The 17,276-nt window shown below is 72.1% G+C and carries 11 protein-coding genes and 1 pseudogene; 6 read left to right on the top strand and 6 right to left on the bottom strand.

Going from position 1 to position 17,276, the window contains the following annotated elements; genetic code table 11:
• The first annotated feature begins 92 nt into the window (after positions 1–92).
• Positions 93–1,400, top strand: coding sequence for a 3-phosphoshikimate 1-carboxyvinyltransferase (aroA, locus tag BTM25_RS26175; RefSeq protein ID WP_205648274.1), 1,308 nt, complete (start codon positions 93–95; stop codon positions 1,398–1,400).
• Between the two features lie 37 nt (positions 1,401–1,437).
• On the opposite strand, the gene BTM25_RS26180 is transcribed toward aroA, so the two are convergent.
• Positions 1,438–2,394: a hypothetical protein gene (locus BTM25_RS26180; RefSeq protein WP_103565716.1), complete on the bottom strand. Its 957-nt coding sequence runs from the start codon at positions 2,392–2,394 to the stop codon at positions 1,438–1,440.
• Positions 2,395–2,557: 163 nt separating this feature from the next.
• Positions 2,558–3,733: a serine hydrolase domain-containing protein gene (locus BTM25_RS26185; protein ID WP_103565718.1), complete on the bottom strand. Its 1,176-nt coding sequence runs from the start codon at positions 3,731–3,733 to the stop codon at positions 2,558–2,560.
• Positions 3,734–3,830: 97 nt separating this feature from the next.
• On the opposite strand from BTM25_RS26185, the gene BTM25_RS26190 reads away from it, so the two are divergent.
• Entirely contained in the window at positions 3,831–4,517 is a 687-nt protein-coding gene (locus tag BTM25_RS26190; protein WP_103565719.1) for a TetR/AcrR family transcriptional regulator C-terminal domain-containing protein, read from the top strand.
• A gap of 53 nt (positions 4,518–4,570) precedes the next feature.
• Here the strand turns inward: BTM25_RS26190 and BTM25_RS26195 are convergent, their stop codons facing one another.
• Positions 4,571–6,307, bottom strand: coding sequence for a sensor histidine kinase (locus BTM25_RS26195; RefSeq protein WP_205648275.1), 1,737 nt, complete (start codon positions 6,305–6,307; stop codon positions 4,571–4,573).
• A gap of 70 nt (positions 6,308–6,377) precedes the next feature.
• On the opposite strand from BTM25_RS26195, the gene BTM25_RS26200 reads away from it, so the two are divergent.
• Complete coding sequence (locus BTM25_RS26200; RefSeq protein ID WP_235828673.1) at positions 6,378–7,034, top strand: response regulator transcription factor; 657 nt, start codon at positions 6,378–6,380, stop codon at positions 7,032–7,034.
• Between the two features lie 283 nt (positions 7,035–7,317).
• Here the strand turns inward: BTM25_RS26200 and BTM25_RS26205 are convergent, their stop codons facing one another.
• Positions 7,318–9,690 (bottom strand): ATP-binding protein, encoded by a 2,373-nt coding sequence (locus tag BTM25_RS26205; protein WP_146059156.1) that lies wholly within the window; start codon positions 9,688–9,690, stop codon positions 7,318–7,320.
• Between the two features lie 351 nt (positions 9,691–10,041).
• Between BTM25_RS26205 and BTM25_RS26210 the strand changes: the two genes are divergently transcribed.
• The 3 genes and pseudogenes from BTM25_RS26210 to BTM25_RS30760 all read left to right on the top strand — a co-directional run.
• The gene (locus BTM25_RS26210) at positions 10,042–10,923 is read left to right on the top strand and encodes an alpha/beta hydrolase family protein (RefSeq protein WP_146059157.1); all 882 of its coding nucleotides are present in this window, start codon (positions 10,042–10,044) and stop codon (positions 10,921–10,923) included.
• A 203-nt stretch (positions 10,924–11,126) separates the two neighbouring features.
• Entirely contained in the window at positions 11,127–12,221 is a 1,095-nt protein-coding gene (locus BTM25_RS26215) for a PucR family transcriptional regulator (RefSeq protein ID WP_146059158.1), read from the top strand.
• Positions 12,222–14,216: 1,995 nt separating this feature from the next.
• Positions 14,217–14,438, top strand: a pseudogene (locus tag BTM25_RS30760) (LuxR C-terminal-related transcriptional regulator); the annotation flags it as partial.
• A 27-nt stretch (positions 14,439–14,465) separates the two neighbouring features.
• On the opposite strand, the gene BTM25_RS30560 reads toward BTM25_RS30760, so the two are convergent.
• Positions 14,466–16,010, bottom strand: coding sequence for a carboxylesterase/lipase family protein (locus tag BTM25_RS30560; protein WP_103565728.1), 1,545 nt, complete (start codon positions 16,008–16,010; stop codon positions 14,466–14,468).
• The gene (locus BTM25_RS26230; RefSeq protein ID WP_103565730.1) at positions 16,010–17,275 is read right to left on the bottom strand and encodes an ABC transporter substrate-binding protein; all 1,266 of its coding nucleotides are present in this window, start codon (positions 17,273–17,275) and stop codon (positions 16,010–16,012) included. The genes BTM25_RS30560 and BTM25_RS26230 overlap by 1 nt, the downstream gene beginning before the upstream one ends.
• Position 17,276 lies beyond the last annotated feature (1 nt).

The following is a 17,276-nucleotide window of genomic DNA, read 5'->3' on the forward strand; positions in this document are numbered from 1 at the left end:
CGTCCGCTGACGTCCCACGCCCGGCGGTACGCAGTGAATCGGTAGGGTTGCGGGGCACGGGCGGATTCGGTTTCCAGGGAGGTCGGGCAGTGGTGGCACCGGACGTATCGTCGGACGTCGACGCCGCGAGGACGGTGTCGCTGACGGGGCCCGGACACCTGTCGGGGAGCCTGCGCGTCCCGGGCGACAAGTCGATCTCCCACCGGGCGCTGCTGCTCGCGGGCCTGGCCGAGGGGGAGAGCCTGATCACCGGGCTGTCCGGCGGCGACGACGTGCGGCGCACCCGGCTGGCGCTGGAGAGCTACGGCGTCCAGATCGAACCGGCGGGCGACGGCCTGCGCGTGCGCGGCGGCCTCCAGGACGAGCCGGACGAACCTCTCGACCTCGGCAACTCCGGCACCGCCACGCGCCTGTTCGCGGGCGTGTGCGCCGGACGCGACGGCTACGCGGTGCTCACCGGCGACCAGTACCTGCGCGCCCGCCCGATGAACCGGGTCGCGGTCCCGCTGCGCGCGATGGGCGCCGCGATCGACGGGCGCCGCGACGGCGACCTGCTGCCGCTCGGCGTCCGGGGCGGGCGGCTCACCGGCATCGACTACGACTCGCCGGTCGCGAGCGCGCAGGTCAAGTCGGCGATCCTGCTGGCCGGCCTCGGCGCGAGCGGCCCCACGAGCGTCCGCGAGCCCGCGGCCACCCGGCGGCACACCGAGGAGATGCTGCGGGACTTCGGCGGCAAGGTCGCCGTCGACGGGACGCGCGTGACGATCGAGCCGTCCCCGCTCAGCGCGACCGACGTGGACGTCCCGGGCGACCCGTCGCAGGCGGCCTTCTGGACCGTCGCGGCCCTCATCGTCCCGGACGCGTCGGTGACGGTCGAGAACGTCTACCTCGGCTTCGGCAGGACCGGGTTCATCGACGTCCTGCGCCGCATGGGCGCCGACATCGACGTGGACGCGTCCACCGGCCTGATCCGCGCCCGCAGCACGCGGCTGACCGGCATCGACATCGCCGGCGCGGACATCCCGTCGATCATCGACGAGGTGCCGATCCTCGCGGTCGCCGCCGCCGCCGCGACCGGCACGACCACGATCAGCGGGGCGCAGGAGCTGCGCGTCAAGGAGAGCGACCGGATCGCCAGCACGGTCCGGATGCTGCGGGCGTTCGGCGCGCGGGCGCACGAGACCGAGGACGGCATGGTCATCGAGGGCGGCGCCCCGGCCCGCGGCGGCGTGGTGGACAGCCACGGCGACCACCGCATCGCGATGGCCGCCTGCGTGAACGCCCTGATCGCCGAAGGCACGACCGTCATCCACGGCTGGGACTCGGTCGCCACCAGCTACCCGGGCTTCGCGGCCCACCTCGCCGCCCTCTCCGGCGGCGCGGTGACCCTGAGCGCCTGACCGTCCGGCCGGCCCGCGCGGGCCGGCCGGGGTCAGATCACGCCGGGACGATGTAGGCGTGGCTCATCGCCGAGCGGTGCGTGGTGGTGGAGCCGCGCCGGTCGGGCAGCCCGACCGCCGTGCCCTGCACCGCGCCGGGCTGGCCGCGCAGCCAGTCCACGCGCACGTAGACGCTGAACTTCGGCGCGCAGCCGGCGGCCGTCGACACCTTGAAGTGCGGCTTGTAGAGCGGCACCACGGCGTGGTGCACCCAGTAGGGGACCGTCTTCGTGACGCTGGTCGTCGCGTCGCTGTGGCACAGGTGTGTGCCCTTGGAGTCCCACTGATTGACGATCAGCGTGAACTTGGCCGTCGTGGACCCGTTCTTGTCGCACGCGACGCCGCGCTGGCAGACCTGGAAGTCCACGTCGCCGAACGCGCTGAGCTCCCGGAACCCCGAGGGCGCGGCGGTCACGGGCAGCGCGGGCTGCCGCAGCGTCCGGCGCTTGGCGTCGACGGGCAGGTCGCCGTAGGGCATGTCGTACTCCAGCGGCTTGCCGTTCGCCGCGTTCGCCACCGAGGTGTCGGCGAACCGAAGCGAACCGCCCGCGATCATCACCGAGGACGGCTGCGAGTAGAGCGAGGCGACCCGCGCGTACGCCGTGCAGGTGGCGGTCGTGGCGACGCCCGGGTGCAGGAGGAACTTGGTGACGACCCAGATGTCCTCCCACCGCGGGTCCTTCCCGGTGCCCGCGTAGACGTTCTGCCCCATGACCAGGTTCTTGCTTCCGCCCGGCCAGGTGCAGCGCACTTCGTTGTCCACCATCGTCCGGACGGTGGCCGCGTTGGCGCGCAGCGCGGAGACCACGTACGCGGTCTGCTTCGCCGACATCGCCAGCCGCACCGTGCCGAGCGCCACGACGTTGTGGTCGATTCCCGACTTCGGCGGGCGCGGGCCGGTGATCCGCTGCGCCTTGAACGTGACGGACGGCGCGGCGGCGGCCGAGGGCGTCACGGTGGACGACCGTGAGACGGTCAAACCGACCAAACACGCCAAACCGGCCATTGCTATGCAGATTGCCGCAAAGGCAATTCGTTTCATGGGGAGCGCTCCTTTTCCGCGGGCGAGCCTAGCGCCGTTTCCCGCACAAAAGGGCGCCGTTCGCTCGCGATACGCGTCAGGGCGCGGCCACCGCGTCGGCGACGGCGCGGAAGGCCGGGAGCGCTTCGGCCATGTGGAGTTCGGAGTTCAGATCCTGGCTGGTCTTGACGATGACGACGTCCCGGCGCGGCGAGACGTAGACGAACTGGCCGAGGATGCCGATGGCCGCGTAGTCGCCCTGGTCGCCGATCCACCACTGGTAGCCGTACCCGTAGGCGTTCTCGGCGCTGCCGGGCGCGTCGGGCGTGAGGTGGTGCGGCTGGAGGTAGGGCGCGGTGGGACGGGTCGCGTCGACGACCCATCCGCTCGGGATGACCCGGCGTCCGCCCGCGCGGCCGTCGCGCAGGTAGAGCAGGCCGAACCGGGCGAAGTCGCGGACGGTCGCGTGGTAGCAGCAGTAGCCGATGTCGCTGCCCTGGTAGTCGCGGCCCATCAGCATCGGGGACTCCATGCCGGCGGGCTGCCAGATCTTCTCGCGCACGTAGGCGGACAGGGGCTCGCCGGTGGCCTTGGCGACGAGCCAGCCGAGGACGAACGTGTTCATCGAGTCGTAGTTCCAGCGCGTCCCCGGCGGGAACGCGCGTTCGGCCTCGCGCGCCTGGCTCGTGAGCGACGTGCCGAGCACCATGCGGATCGTGGTGAACGTCGAGCCCTGGAACGGGTTGGTGTAGTCGGTCTCGTCGTACTTGTGGCCGGACGCCATCTGCAGGAGGTCGCGGATCGCGACGCCGTCGTAGCCGGTGCCGCGCAGCTCGGGGACGTACTTCGTCACCGGGTCGGCGACCGAGGCGATCCGGCCGTCGGCGAGGGCGGCGCCCACGGCGGTGGCGGTGATGGACTTGCCGACCGACCAGGAGTTGAAGCGGCTGGTGGCGCCGTAGCCGGAGAAGTAGCGCTCGTCGACGATCGTCGCGCCGTGCAGGACGAGGTAGCCGAGCGTCGAGGACCGGGTGAGGAAGTCGTCCAGCGTGCTGGTCCGTCCGCCGAAGACGTACGTGGGGTTGACGGGCCGGCTGTGCACGGCGAGCGGTTCGGGCGTGGCCGAGGGCGCGACCGTCGTCGTCGGGTAGAAGGGCACGTGCGGCAGGAGCGGCAGGGGGAGGGGGCCGTCGTCCGCGCGGACCGGCGCCGTCAGCGCCGAGGTCAGGAGGACGGCGGCCGAAACGGCCGCGAAGGCGCCTCGCTTGAACATGTCGGGCTCTCCGTTCGGTGGGGGGAGGCCCGATCGAAACATCCGTGCACCAGTGGTGTCAACAGTGGTGCGCAAGGTCGGCCGCTACCCTGGGGCGATGACCGAAGCAGCCCCCCGGCCCGTGCGGCGCCGCCGCTCCCCGGGCTTCCTCAACCCGGAAGTGATCATGGACGCGGCCATGGCGCTGATGGAGCGGGAGGGGTCGGAGGCGCTGACGTTCCGGCGGCTCGGCACCGAGCTCGGCGTCGACCACACCGCCGTCCTGCGCCACTTCGGCGGCAAGGACGACCTGCTGCTCGCCCTCACCGACCGGCTGCTCGCCGAATCGCTCGACGGCTTCGTCGCCGCCGCGGACTGGCGGCGGACGCTGACCGACCTGGCCCGCCGCGTCCGCCGGGCCTGCCGCGCCCACCCGCACTCGGCGGCCCTGGTCGCCGGGCGCACGTCCCGGGGCGCGGCCGAGTTCGCCGGCGCCGAGATCGTCCTCGGCGCCCTGCTCCAGGCCGGGCTGCGCGGCCGGGAGGCCGCCTCCTGCTACCGGGCGCTGGTCGACACGGCGCTGGCGTACTCGACCTACGAGGCCGTCCATCTGACGCTGCCCGACTCCGCCCGCGCCCGCGACCACGAAGCCTGGTCCCGCGAATACCGCGCCCTTCCTGCGGACCGCTACCCGTCGATCGCGGCGGTGGCCGGGCACCTGGCCGAAGCCGACGCCGAGGACCAGTTCGAAACCGCGCTGGCCCTCTTCCTCGACGCCGTGGAACTGCGCGCCGCCCGCTCCTGAAATGATTCCCGCACCGCGCCGGAAAGAGGGAAATCCCTCCTTCCGGCGCCGTGTCACGTCGGTAATGTGGCGATGAGCGTGGTGCCCGAATCCCGGACGCTGTCGATGGCCAGCGTCCCGCCGAGGGCGCCGACCCTGTCTTGAAGGCCGCGGAGACCGCTCCCCTTGTCCGGGTCCGCGCCGCCCAGCCCGTCATCGCGCACGGTGACGACCAGCCGGAGGGGTTCGTCGGCCACATGCACCGCCACCTCGCCGGCGCCGGCGTGCTTGTAGACGTTGGCCAGCGCCTCGGTGACGACGAAGTACGCCACCCGCTCGACGTGCTCGGGCCAGCGCGTCGGCGGAACGTCCACCACGACGGGCAGCGGCGCGCGTTCGGCCACCGACTCCAGCGCGACGGCGAGCCCCTGTTCGGCGAGGGCGGGCGGGCAGATGTCCTCGGCGAGGTCGCGCAGATCCCGGACGACCTCGCGGATCATGCCGCCGAGGGCGTCCAGGTGCCGCGCCAGCCCGCCGTCGCGGTCCGACAGGCCGTCGCGGGCCCGGCCGAAGAACAGCCCGAGCGCCAGCAGCTTGTGCTGGACGCCGTCGTGGAGGTCGCGCTGGATCCGCGCCCGCTCGGCGTCGGACGCGACCACCACCCGCGCCCGCGACTCGCGGATCTCCTCCAGTTGCGCGTGCTGCGCGGCGTACAGGCGCGCGTTGTCCAGCGACAGCCGGGCCGCCGCGACGACGGACTCGACCAGCGACCGCTGCTGACGCAACGCGGGATCGTGGACGAGCACCGCCAGGACCCGTCCCTGCCGCTCCACCGCCGTCGTGGCCTGGCCGGGACGGATCAGCGACGGGACCGTTCTTCCGTCCACCCCGACGAAACCCCCGTCCGGCAGCGGGAAGTGCAGTTCGAGACCGGGATCGCCGAGCGCGCGGGCCAGCGCGTCCCGCACCTCGGCGGGCTCGACCGCCCGGTCCAGCCGGACGACCAGCCGCGCGACCTCCAGCCTGGCCAGCCGCGCGCGCAGCAGGCCGACCGCCACCGCGACCGGCATGACCAGCACGCTGAGCCCGAACGCCGCCCCGAGCCGCTGCCGGTCGAACCAGCTCACGCCGACCAGGTAGAGGACGGCGGTGCCGCCGGTCACCGCGCCGACGCCGAGGACCGACGCCCAGACCAGCGTGAACTCCCGGCGCTCCGGACCGCCCGAACGGCGCCATTTGCGGATGACCTGGCCGGCCGAGACGACGACGAACCCGAGCATCATCCCGTTGCCCAGCCAGCTCCAGAACGAGCCGGCCTGATCCTCGGAGTGCCGTCCCCACATCTCGGGCTCGGGCGTGCCCTCCCGCAGCAGGTTCACCGCCTGGAGCAGCACGGCGGTGACGTACTGCCCGGCGACGTTGAGCCGTTCGCCCCGGGTGAGACGGCCGTCCGGCAGCGCCAGCACCATGTGCGTGAACGCCACCAACGGCAGAAAGAACAGCACGTACCCGACCACGAACAGCGCCCGATGGTCGCTCGCCTGGAGCGCCCCCGCGTACCAGACGCAGCCGACGACCGCCATGTGCGGGCCGACGCTCCGTCCCGGACGCCGCAGCCCGAGGACGAGCCCCGAGACGGTGAACGACACGCCCGGCAACTCGATCATGAGCCACACCGGTGCGCGATACGGAGCGTCATGCCAGGTCAGCAGGGTCACCACGAGAGCGGTCAGCAGCCCGGCCGCCGCCAGCGCGAGCGCGCGTACCGGGCGGGTGCGCCGTCCGCCGCCGAGGGTGCCGTCCGATGACACGGCGCCATTGTGTTCCAGCGGCCCCCGCCGGACGATCATCTGTCCACACCCGGCCGACCGGGAGCACGCCGTGCGCCTGCTGATCGCCGACGATTCGGGGCTGCTGCGCCAGATGCTCGCCGAAACCTTCACCAGGCGCGGTTTCGAGGTGGCCGGCGAGGCGGCGTCCCTGCCCGAACTGCTGCGCAGGGTGGCGGCCGACCCGCCCGACGTCGTGGTCCTGGACATCCGGATGCCGCCCGAGCATCGGGACGAAGGGCTTCAGGCGGCCACCTGGATCCGCGCCCACCACCCGTCCACCGCCCTGCTGGTGCTCTCGCACTACGCCGAGACGTCCTACGCCGTCCGCCTGCTGGAGATCGCCACCAGATCGGTCGGCTACCTGGTCAAGGACCGCGTGCAGGACACCGACCGGCTCGTCGACGCCGTACGGCGGGTGGCGCAGGGCGAGGTGGTCGTGGACTCCGAGGTGATCCAGCGGGTCATGCATCGCCATCGCACCGTCGACCCGCTCCGCGACCTGACCGACGGCGAAAAGCACGTGCTGGCGCTGATGGCCGAAGGACGTTCCAACGGCGCCATCGCGCGGGAACTCAACTACAGCCTGAAGACCGTCGAGAAGCGCATTACGGCGGTGTCGAGAAAGCTCGGCCTGCCCCAGGACGACGAACGCTCGGACATCAATGTCCGCGTGCTGGCCGTCCTGACTTACCTGCGCAACGCCTGAACGACGAAGGCACGTTCCAACGAGAAGGCCATGTCCGGACGGGCGGCACCGGACATGGCCTCCGTTCATGCCCGGCCGTCAGCCGGCGCGCACGTCACATGTCTCTCCTTCTCCTCTCCCCGGGGTGAGGACGACGCCAGCCTCCCAGCGCCACCCGCAATCCGATAAGGGGGCACCCAGCCCACCGGAAGAGGGTTTCCCCCCTTGCAGAAGAACCAGAAGGCCTCGGCCACGGCGGGATGGCCGTGGCGCCTGGGCGGGTGGCGGGCATCGCCGACGGGCGTCAGACGCCGGAGTTCCGGCAGCGCGTCACCCAGACTGCGATCTGCGTGCGCTTTCCGAGTCCGAGCCGGGTGAGGATGCGCTGGACGTGGCCTTCGGCGGTCCGCGGCGAGATGAACAGCTTCGCGGCGATGTCCCGGTTGGTCAGGCCCTCGGCGACGAGCTGCGCGATTTCCCACTGGCGTTCCGAGAGCGGATCGTAGGAGACGGCACGGGGCGTCGCCGCGCCCGTCGTTTCGAGCCCGTAAGCGACCGCTTCGTCGTCGCTCATTCGGCCGCCCGTCGCGAACCCCGCGGCGAAACCCTCCGCCCCGAGGGAGTCTTCGGTGGCGGCGGAGAACATTTGATGCGCTCGGGCGCTGACCTGCTCCGGTTCGATGCCGAGGTCTTTCCAGCGCTCGGCGGAGGCTCCGAACAGGGTCGCCGCGCGGTGGTGCTCTCCGCGCCGCGATTCCGTCCACGCGAGCGCTTCGAGGCAGTACGCCAGATCCAGGCAGTGGAACCGCGTGGACGCGGACGCCGCGAGCGCCTCGCGCGCGGTCCGGGACGCGACGTCCACGTCGCCCCCGGTGACCTCGACCGCAACGACCGCGAACCGGGCCATGTTGCGGAAGAGGACGTCCCCGGCGGCCTCGCTGAGCGCGGTCATGCGCCGCAGGGCCGCACGCGCGCCCGCGAGATCGCCCAGATAGGCCCGGGCGATGGCGAGCGCGAAGAGCGGATGCATCTCGCCGCGCGCCTCGCCGTGTTCGCGGAAGATGTCCACGGCCTCCTGCGCGAACACGGCCGAGCGGCGCGGATCGCGTCGATGGGCCAGGCCCCGCAGTCCGGCGATGTACCCGGTCAGCAACTCGTCCGCGCCGCCGTTCAGCGCGTCGGCCTCGTCCAGGAGTTTCAGCGCTCCGGTGAGGTCGGTCATCCAGAAGGTGAACGAAGCGTTGGTGGCGAGCGCCCACGCCCGGTCGGGATGGTCGGCGGGCGCGGCGGCCACGGCGCGGTTCAGCCAGGTCCGTCCTTCGGCGTTGAACCCCTGCATGGCCCAGAAGTCTCCGAGGCGGCGCATCATCCGCATGGCCGCTCCCGCCTCTCCCGGAGTGCCGATCGACCATTCCAGCGCGGTGCGGAGATTGGCGAGATCCCGGTAGAGCCGTGCCGCCCATTCCGACTGGGCGCGGCTGACCCACCGTTCGTCGGCGGCGGTGGCGAGTGCGGCGAACCAGTCCCGGTGCGCGCGGGCGACCCGGGCGAGGTCTCCCGATCCGGCCAGCCGTTCCCTGCCGTATTCCTGGAGCGTCGCCAGCATGCGGTAGCGGACGCCCGGCTTCTGCCCGGCGCTCGCGAGGATCGACTTGTCCAGGAGGCCGTCGACCAGGTCGATCACCGCGCTCTCGGGCGTTCTCGCATCGGCGCATACGTGTTCGGCGGCCTCCAGGTCGAAGCCGTCCGCGAACACCGAAAGCCGCTGCCACATCAACTGCTCGGCAGGGGAGCACAGGTCGTAGCTCCATTCGACGGCCGCGCGGAGCGTCCGGTGCCGTTCCGCCGCAGAGCGCGGCCCTTTCGTCAACAGTCCGAGCCGGTTCGTGAGCCGGTCGGCGATCTGGCCCGGCGACAGCACCCGGACGCGCGCGGCGGCCAGTTCCAGCGCCAGCGGCAGCCCGTCCAGGCTCCGGCACAACCGGGCGACGTCCGCGCAATTCTCCCGCGTCACCTGAAAGGACGAGCAGACGGCCGTGGCGCGGTCGACGAACAGGCGGACTCCGTCGTACTGCTCCAGCTCTTCGGGACGACCGCCGTCCGCAGCCGGGACCGGCAGCGGCGCGACCTGCAGAATGCGCTCGCCCACCATTCCCAGCGACTGCCGGCTGGTCGCCAGGACGACCGCGCGACCGCACCGCTCCAGCAGCGTTCCGATGAACTCGGTGCAGTCCGGCAGTAGATGTTCGCAGTTGTCCAGCACGATGAACGTCTGCCGGTCCCGCAGGTGATGGAGCACGACGTCGCAGATCGAGCCGCCGCCCAGGTTCCGCAGCCCGAGGCTCCCGGCGACCAGATCGGGGACCCGGTCCGGATCGCTCAACTCCGCCAGGCCGACGAACACGGCGCCGTCGGCGCATCCCTGGCCGAGCTGGCCCGCCGCGCGAGCGGCCAGCCTGGACTTGCCCACTCCGGCGGGGCCGGTCAGCGTCACCAGCCGCGCGTGGTGCAGCAGTTCCCGCAACTCGGCCTGCTCACGCCGCCGGCCCACATAACTGGTGAGTTCGGCGGGCAACTGCCCGCGCCGCCCGCCACCCGTCTCGGCGGCGCCGGGAAAGGCCGGCGGAAAGCCGGGTCGGCGGTCAGCGCGCACCTGCGGTGCGATCGGTTCGGACACGGGAGCCTCCGAAAAGCACGGGGTGGGAGGAAGGCGTCGACCGGTGAGATGGAGCACGGATGAGGGGGATCGATCGTAACTGTGGACGACGGCGATGAGCGATGGGTTATCGAACCGTCACCAATCACCACGATGCGACGGTGATTCGGTGGCCGGACGGTCCGGCATGGCGAGGACGCGTCGGGCGCCTGGGCGTGACACCCGACCGTGCCCCCGCCGACCACGCCCTTCGGCCCGGACGCGTAGGCGGACAGGTAGTTCTACGGATGGCAGCGCATCGGCCGCTCGGCGGAAACTCCATGCCAAGCGGCGGGCACCGAGGACCCGCCGCGACCCCAGGAGGAAATCCGCATGAAGACGTGGCTGGAGCCCCGTACGAGACGCGCCGCTCGCGCAACGACCGCGGCGGTGGCCGCGCTCGCGACCGCCGGACTGTTCTCGACCGCCGTCGCCACCGCCCCCGCGACGGCCGCAGCCGGACCCGACCCGACACTGGACAACGTCAAGACCCTGACCGGGCCCTACCAGACGTCGACCGCCACCGTCCGGAACACCGGCCAGTTCGGTGCGGCCACCATCTACTACCCGACCTCCACCACCGACGGGCCCTACCCCGGCGTGATCCTCGCGCCCGGCCTCACCAGTTCCCAGTCGGTCCTGTCCTGGTACGGCAAGACGCTGGCGTCGCAGGGGTTCGTCGCGATGACGGTCAACTTCACCAGCACCATGCTGTACCCGGCGCAGCGGCAGCCGCAGATCGACAGGGCGCTGACCTACCTCACCCAGAGCAGCACGGTGAAGAGCCGGGTCGACGCCAATTCCGTCGGCGTCCTGGGGCACTCCTTCGGCGGCGGCGGGTCACTCCTCGAGGAGTTCTCCAAGCCGTCCCTCAAGGCGGCGATCCTGCTCGACCCCGTCAACATGCCCGCGGTGTCCTCCGCGCAGCTCGGCAAGGTGACGACGCCGACGATGATCCTGACCGGGCAGAACGACACCCTCAGCTCCGAGTCCCCGACCGTCTACAACGGGATTCCCGCCTCCACCCCCAAGCAGTTGCTCTACATCGCGGGCGGCAACCACGGGACGGTGCTCACCGCCAGCACGAACATCGCCCGCTACGTCGTCCCCTGGCTGAAGGTGTACCTGAGCGGCGACTCGCGCTACGCGCAGTTCGTGTGCCCGGTCTCGGCCGACTCCTTCCTCTCCTCCCATCAGGAGAACTGCGCGCAGTGACCGATCGGTCCGGCGAGCCCCGGCGCCGTACGGGCGCCGGGGCTCAGGCGCGTAGTTTCGCGGATGGCGCGAACCGGGCCTCCCGACGGATCCTTTCTCCCAGGCATCAAGAGAGCGACGAGGAGGCTACGGTGAGTAGTACGCCACAGGGCACCGTATTCGAAAGGACGCTCCGTTCCTGCGTTCCCGAGGTGGCGGCGGAGGTGACGGTCAGGATCCGGCGCGAATTCCCGGCACTCGGCGGAGCGGGACACCTCGACGCCTTCGTGGAGGAGTTCATCGGCCACTTCGTCGCGCTGCTCGGCGAGCCCGGAACGTCACCGGAGGAGATCGTGCGGCGGGCCCGCGCGGCCGGCGCGCACGAGGCGGCGGCCGACCGCCGGCCCGACGTCCTGCCCGCGGCGGTGCGGCTGGGAGCCGGGATCGCGATCGCGCGGCTCGCCGAGCACGCCGAACGGCTGGGAGTCGGCGTCGAGCCGAGCACCGTCGGACGCTTCGCCCAGACGGCGTTCGCCGCCACCGACCGCATCGCCGAGGCGGTCGTCGCGGGCCATGTCCGGGGCGACGGGTCGCCGCTCGACCAGCCGGAACGGCGGCGCCAGAGGCTGCTCGACCTCCTGCTCGGCGCCCGTCCGACGGCCGCCGAGATCCGGGAGGCCGCGCGGCGGGCCGAGTGGCGCGTGCCCCGGCGCCTCGCGGTGATCGTGTTCCGGCAGGAGGACTCGGTGGCGCCGGTGTTCCCGTCCGACGCGCTGCGCGGCCTGCACCGCGACCCTCCGTGCGCCGTCGTCCCCGACCCCGACGGCCCCGGCCGGCGCGGCCGCCTGGAGGCGGCCCTGCGCGGCCGGACGGCGGTCATCGGCCCGACGGTCGCGGCGGCGAACGCGGCGACCTCCCTGCGCTGGGCGGACCGGACGCTGGACCTGGCCCGGCAGGGACGCGTTCCGCACCCCGACGGACGGCCGATCCGGGCGTCGGACCATCTCACCTCGTTGCTGACGGCGTCCGGCGCCGATCTGGTGGACCTCGTCGCGGCCGACCGGCTCGCCCCGCTGACGCGCGTCCGGTCCACGCTGCGGCATGAGCTGGAAGTGACCCTCCTGGCGCTGTTCGAATGCCATTTCCGGGCCGTCACGGTCGCCGAGATGCTGCAGGTGCACCCGCAGACGGTCCGTTACCGGCTCCGCAAACTCGAAGCGCTCTTCGGCGACGATCTGCACGATCCGCGCAGGCAACTGGAAATGCATCTCCTGCTGCACGCCCGGCGGAGAAACCGAATGCTCGGGGAATTCGGCTGACCCGATGAATTCGTGGCGCGGTCGACCGCGATCGGCTACGGTGATGGCCTCATGGACCCGCCGCGCACCGCCGACGCCTGCATCGGCCGCCGGCACGAGGCCGCGCAGGTGCGCGCCCTCCTCGGCCGGGGGCGGCTGGTGACGCTGACCGGTCCGGGCGGCGTGGGCAAGACCCGGCTCGCCGCGCTGGCGGCGGCGCGGACGGGACCCGCGTTCGCCGGCGGGGTCGTCTTCGTCGATCTCACCGAACTGCGCGACGGCGCCCTGCTGCCCGATCTCGTGGCCGCCCGGCTCGGCCTGCGCGACAGGTCGGGCCGGTCCGTCCTGCGGCTCGTGGTGAACCGGCTGGCCGAGCGTCCCCACCTGCTGGTCCTGGACAACTGCGAGCACGTGGTTGACGCTGCCGGCGCGTTCGCGTCCTCCGTCCTCGCCGGGTGTCCGCGCACGGCGCTGCTCGGGACGAGCAGGCAGTCGCTCGGCGTCGCGGGAGAACAACTGTTCCAGGTGCTCCCCTTCGAGGTGCCGCCCGTCGCGTCCTCGCCCGGGGACCTGGCCCGGTCCGACGCCGTGCGCCTGCTGGTGGAGCGCGCTTCGGCGGTCCGTCCCGGTTTCGCCCTCACCCCGGAGAACAGCGCGGCGATCGGCCGGATCTGCCGGCGCCTGGACGGACTGCCGCTGGCGATCGAACTCGCGGCGGCGAGCCTGCGGTCGCTGTCGCCCCGGCAACTCGCCGACCGGCTCGCCCGGTTGCCGCTGCCCACCGACGATTCCCGGTTGCGCACGGCCGTCGACTGGAGTTATTCGCTGTGCTCGCCGGTGGAGCGGGCGGTGTGGCGGCGGGCGTCGGTCTTCGCCGGCTCGTTCGACCTGCCCGCCGCCGAGCAGGTCTGCGCGGGACCGGGCGTGGCGCGCGAGGAACTGCTGGACGCCCTGGACGGCCTGCTCGACAAGTCCGTCCTGCTCGGCGAGGAGCACGGGGACGTCGTCCGCTACCGCATGCTGGAGACGATCCGCCGGCGCGGCCGTGAGCTTCTGGACGACGCGGGCGAGCGCACACCGGTGTCGCGCGGGCACCGGGACTGGATCGACGGCCTGACCGCGAAGGCCGACGCGCGCTGGGCCGGCCCCGGGCAGCCGGCCTTGATCGCCACGCTCGACTCGGCGCGGGCCGATCTGCGCGGTGCGCTGGAATGGTCGCTGACCGAACCGGGCGAGGCGGGCGCCGTCCTGCGCATCGCCTCCCGCCTGGACGAGTACTGGGCGTTCTCCGGCCGCAGCGCGGAGTGCCGCCGGTGGCTCGACCGGGCGCTCGACGCGACGCCGTCCGATCACCCGGACCGTCCCCGGGCCCTGGCGTTCTGCGCGCTCCACGCGGCCTGGACCGCCGACCTGAACGCCGCCGCCGCCCGGCTCGCCGAGGCCGAGCGGCTGACCGTCGGCACGGACGAAGCGCTCTTGGGCTACGTCCGCGCCCACGCCGCCCATGTCGGATCGGACGAGCGCGCGGCCAGCCTCGCCGCCGGAGCGGCGGCGGCGTTCCGTGCGCGCGGCGACGTCCGGCGGGAACTGCATCCGCTCTGGATCCTCGGGATGTGCGGTGACGATGCCGCTCTGCGCCGCATGCTCGGACTCTGCGAGTCCCTCGGCGAGACGCGGTACCGCGCGATGGCCCGGCTCGGGCTCGCCCGCCTCGAAGTCGAGCACGGCGACGCGGCCGTCGCCGAGGATCTGGCCCGTGCGGCGCTGCGCGACCATCTGACGCTCGGCGCGGGGGCCGGCACCGCGTCCGTGCTCGACGTCCTCGCCTGGATCGCCGACCGAACGGGCGACCATGTCCGCGCCGCGACCCTGTTCGGCACGGCGGATGCCCCGGGGCGGGCGATCGAACCGGCGCCCGAGGTCGCGGGGTCCGGCCCGCGCCGCGTCCACCGGGCGAGCACCCTGGCCGCGCTCGGGCCGGACCGCTTCGACCAGGCGTTCGCCGCCGGGCGCGGTATGTCCCCGGAGGCGGCGGCCCGGTTCGCGCTCGGCGCGGACGGCCCCGCCGCCGACGCCCGGCCGGGGTCGCTGACCCGGCGCCAGTGGCAGGTCGCGGGGATGGTCGCCGAAGGGCTGTCCAACCGGGACATCGCAGCCCATCTGGTGATCTCTCAGCGGACCGCCGACACCCATGTCCATAACATCCTCGACAAACTCGGCTTCCGTACGCGCGCCCAGATCGCCGCGTGGTTCGCGGAGCAGTCCCTATCCCTTTCGCAACTCGGCCCACAGGACGCAGCGGTGCTCGCCGGAGAAGTCGGCGACCTTTCCGGGTTCGGGGGACGTGTAGGAGATCATGCGCGGAGCAGCGCCGGAGAAGGCGGGCCAAGCCCGTCCGGCGGGACGGGCGAACTTCGCGAAATCGGTCCAGTGTCGGCGCATCGTGGCGGCCAGCGTCCGCTGATCCGGGGACAATGAGGCCGGGTACACGGCGTTGCCCACCGTGAAGAGGTATTGCAGTTCCGAGGCGTGGGACGCGCCGTAGGGGAAGGTCACCGGCGGAAGGTAGAGCTGCGGCGCCTTCCGGTCGTTGAATTCGTAGGCGTAGGTCGGGACGCGTTCGGAGAGCCAGCCGTCGAGCGTGAACGCAGGGCAGGCGAAACCCGCGTCGGTGGCGACGGCGGCGAGTGCGGACGCCGGGCTTTCATAACGGTCGAGCGGATAGTTCTGTGCGACCTTCTCGGCCGCGTCCGCGGAGACGCCGGTCATCGCCTGGATTCCGGCGCGGTAGTTGTCCGGTGTCACCCGGTGTCCGGCGAGGTCGTAGCCGGTCGCGACGAAAAAGGTTGATTCGTCATGGGTCGTCCCGTTGATGACGGGGACGCGGTTGAAGGCTCCGGTGCGGAACGCGTCGTCCAGCGATCGGGGCAGGACGGCCCCGTCGGTCTGCAGGAAGGTGACCGGCCGCTGCCGCGCCAGCAGCGCCGAGGGCGGGAGGGCGCGCAGGCAGGAGGCCGTCTGGTCCGCGCAGCCCGCCGCGGCGGCGAGGGCCTGGCCGTCGGTCTCGGCGTCCGCGCGCGACTGGAGGTGCAGGTCGTAGGCGCCGCTCTGGCTGATCGCGGCGGTGAACAGCCCGGCGGATCCCGGCGCGGCGAGGTGGGCCAGCACGCTGTCGCCGCCCGCCGACTCGCCGAAGACGGTGACGCGGCCCGCCTGCCCGCCGAACCGTCCGATGTTGCTCCGGACCCAGCGCAGCGCGGCCTGCTGGTCCATGAGGCCGTAGTTGCCGGTGGAGCCGTCGGCGGCGGCGAGCGCCGGATGGGCGAGGAAGCCCAGGGCGCCGAGCCGGTAGTTGAGCGTCACGACGATCGTGCCCTGCTCGACCATCGCGGCCGGGTCGTATTGTGAGCCCGCGCCGGACACGAACGCGCCGCCGTGGAGGTAGACCATCACCGGATAGCGCCGTCCGTTCCGGGACGCGCCTTTCGGCGTATAGACATTGAGGTAGAGGCAGTCTTCCGAGACGGGCGCGGTCGTGTTCTGGACGCAACTCGGAGAGAAACTCGTGGCGTCGCGAACCCCGCGCCATCGTGCCACCGGCCGCGGCGGTTTCCAGCGCAGATTCTTGACTGGGGGTGCGGCGTACGGAACGCCGAGGAACTGGTCGGTCGCCGCGGTCGCCTTTCCGCGGAGCGCGCCCTTGTCGGTGCGCACGGTCGGCGGGCCGGCGGTCCCGGCCGCGACGGGGCTCTGCGCGAGGCCCGCGAGGCCCGCCCCGGCGAGCACGGCGCTCAGTGCGACTCGTCTCATCACGCGGCCTTCCTGGTGTCGATGGCCTGGCCGAACAGGGTCCAGCGCGCGCCCTTGAACCGTTGGAGCTGCAGCGTCTCCAGGGGGTAGCCGTCCTGCGGGGACGTGTTCATCGCGACGCCCGGGAGCAGCAGGTCCGAGCGGACGTTCCGCAAGTTGCGGACCGACTCCATCAGGCCCTCGCGGGTGGGGCATTTCATCGCGCCGAGGGCCTTTTCCATGGCGCTGGCGGAGGCCCAGCCGAGCGTGTAGAAGGAGTTCGTCACGTCGAGTCCGGGAGCGTACTTCCTGAGCTTTTCTCCGTACAGCTTCATCTCCGCGTCGCCGGCCCACTGCGGATCGGACGGGTCCTTCAGATAGGCGGCCGAGACGACGTTCTGCACCCGGCCGAATCCGACGGGTTTGAGGACGGTCGTGGAGGACGCCACGTTGTTGATGATGTGCAGCGGGTTCCAGCCGGTGTTGTTCGCGTCGGCGGCCAGGGCCTGGGTGCCGAATTTGGGCGTCGTGACGTCCAGGAGCACGTCCGCCTTGGAACCGGCGAGGAGGCGCATCTGCGGGTCGATGCTGGGATCGGTGACCTCGTAGCTCTGTTCGGCGACCATCGTCACGCCGCTTCCCTTGATCTCGTCGAGGAAGCCGCCGCGCAGGTCTTTGCCGAAGTCGTCGTTCTGGTAGAGGATCGCCACCTTGGCGTTCGGCATGTCCTTCTTGAGGTACTGGCCGTAGACCCGTCCCTCCGAGGAGTAGCTGGGCTGCCAGCCGATCGTCCACGGATGCTTCACCGGGTCCGCGCCCCATTTGGAGGCGCCGCTGGAAACGAAGACCTGGGGCACCTTCTGCTGGTTGGCGTACTGCATCACGGCCGCGGACGTGGGCGTTCCCAGGGTCTGGAAGAGGGCGAAGACGTGGTTCTGCTCGACGAGCCGGCGCGCTTCCTCCACCGATTTGGGCGGCTGGTATCCGTCGTCGCGGACGGTGAAGTCGACCTTGCGTCCGCCGATGCCGCCCTTCTCGGCGTTGACGTAGTCGAAGTACGCCTTGATGCCCTTCGGAATCTGGCCGTAGGCGGAGGTCGGGCCCGACAGCGGGTAGATGCCGCCGAGCTTCACGCTCGTGGCGGTGATCCCGGTCGTCTGCTGGCCTTTGCACGCGCCCTGGGCGGCGGTGCCGCCGTCGTCACCGCCCCGGCCGCACCCCGCGACCGCGAGCAGCAGGGCGGCGGCGGTGAGCGGTGGGACGAAGCGGAACTTCGTGTCGCGCATG

Source organism: Actinomadura rubteroloni (genome assembly GCF_002911665.1).
Lineage (GTDB): Bacteria > Actinomycetota > Actinomycetes > Streptosporangiales > Streptosporangiaceae > Spirillospora > Spirillospora rubteroloni.

What these genes read in the sequence shown, in the direction of transcription:
- BTM25_RS26185 (WP_103565718.1), bottom strand. Translation starts at nt 3,733, where the DNA reads ATGTTCAAGCGAGGCGCCTTCGCGGCCGTTTCGGCCGCCGTCCTCCTG.
- BTM25_RS26190 (WP_103565719.1), top strand. Translation starts at nt 3,831, where the DNA reads ATGACCGAAGCAGCCCCCCGGCCCGTGCGGCGCCGCCGCTCCCCGGGC.
- BTM25_RS26210 (WP_146059157.1), top strand. Translation starts at nt 10,042, where the DNA reads ATGAAGACGTGGCTGGAGCCCCGTACGAGACGCGCCGCTCGCGCAACG.
- BTM25_RS30560 (WP_103565728.1), bottom strand. Translation starts at nt 16,010, where the DNA reads ATGAGACGAGTCGCACTGAGCGCCGTGCTCGCCGGGGCGGGCCTCGCG.
- BTM25_RS26230 (WP_103565730.1), bottom strand. Translation starts at nt 17,275, where the DNA reads ATGCGCGACACGAAGTTCCGCTTCGTCCCACCGCTCACCGCCGCCGCC.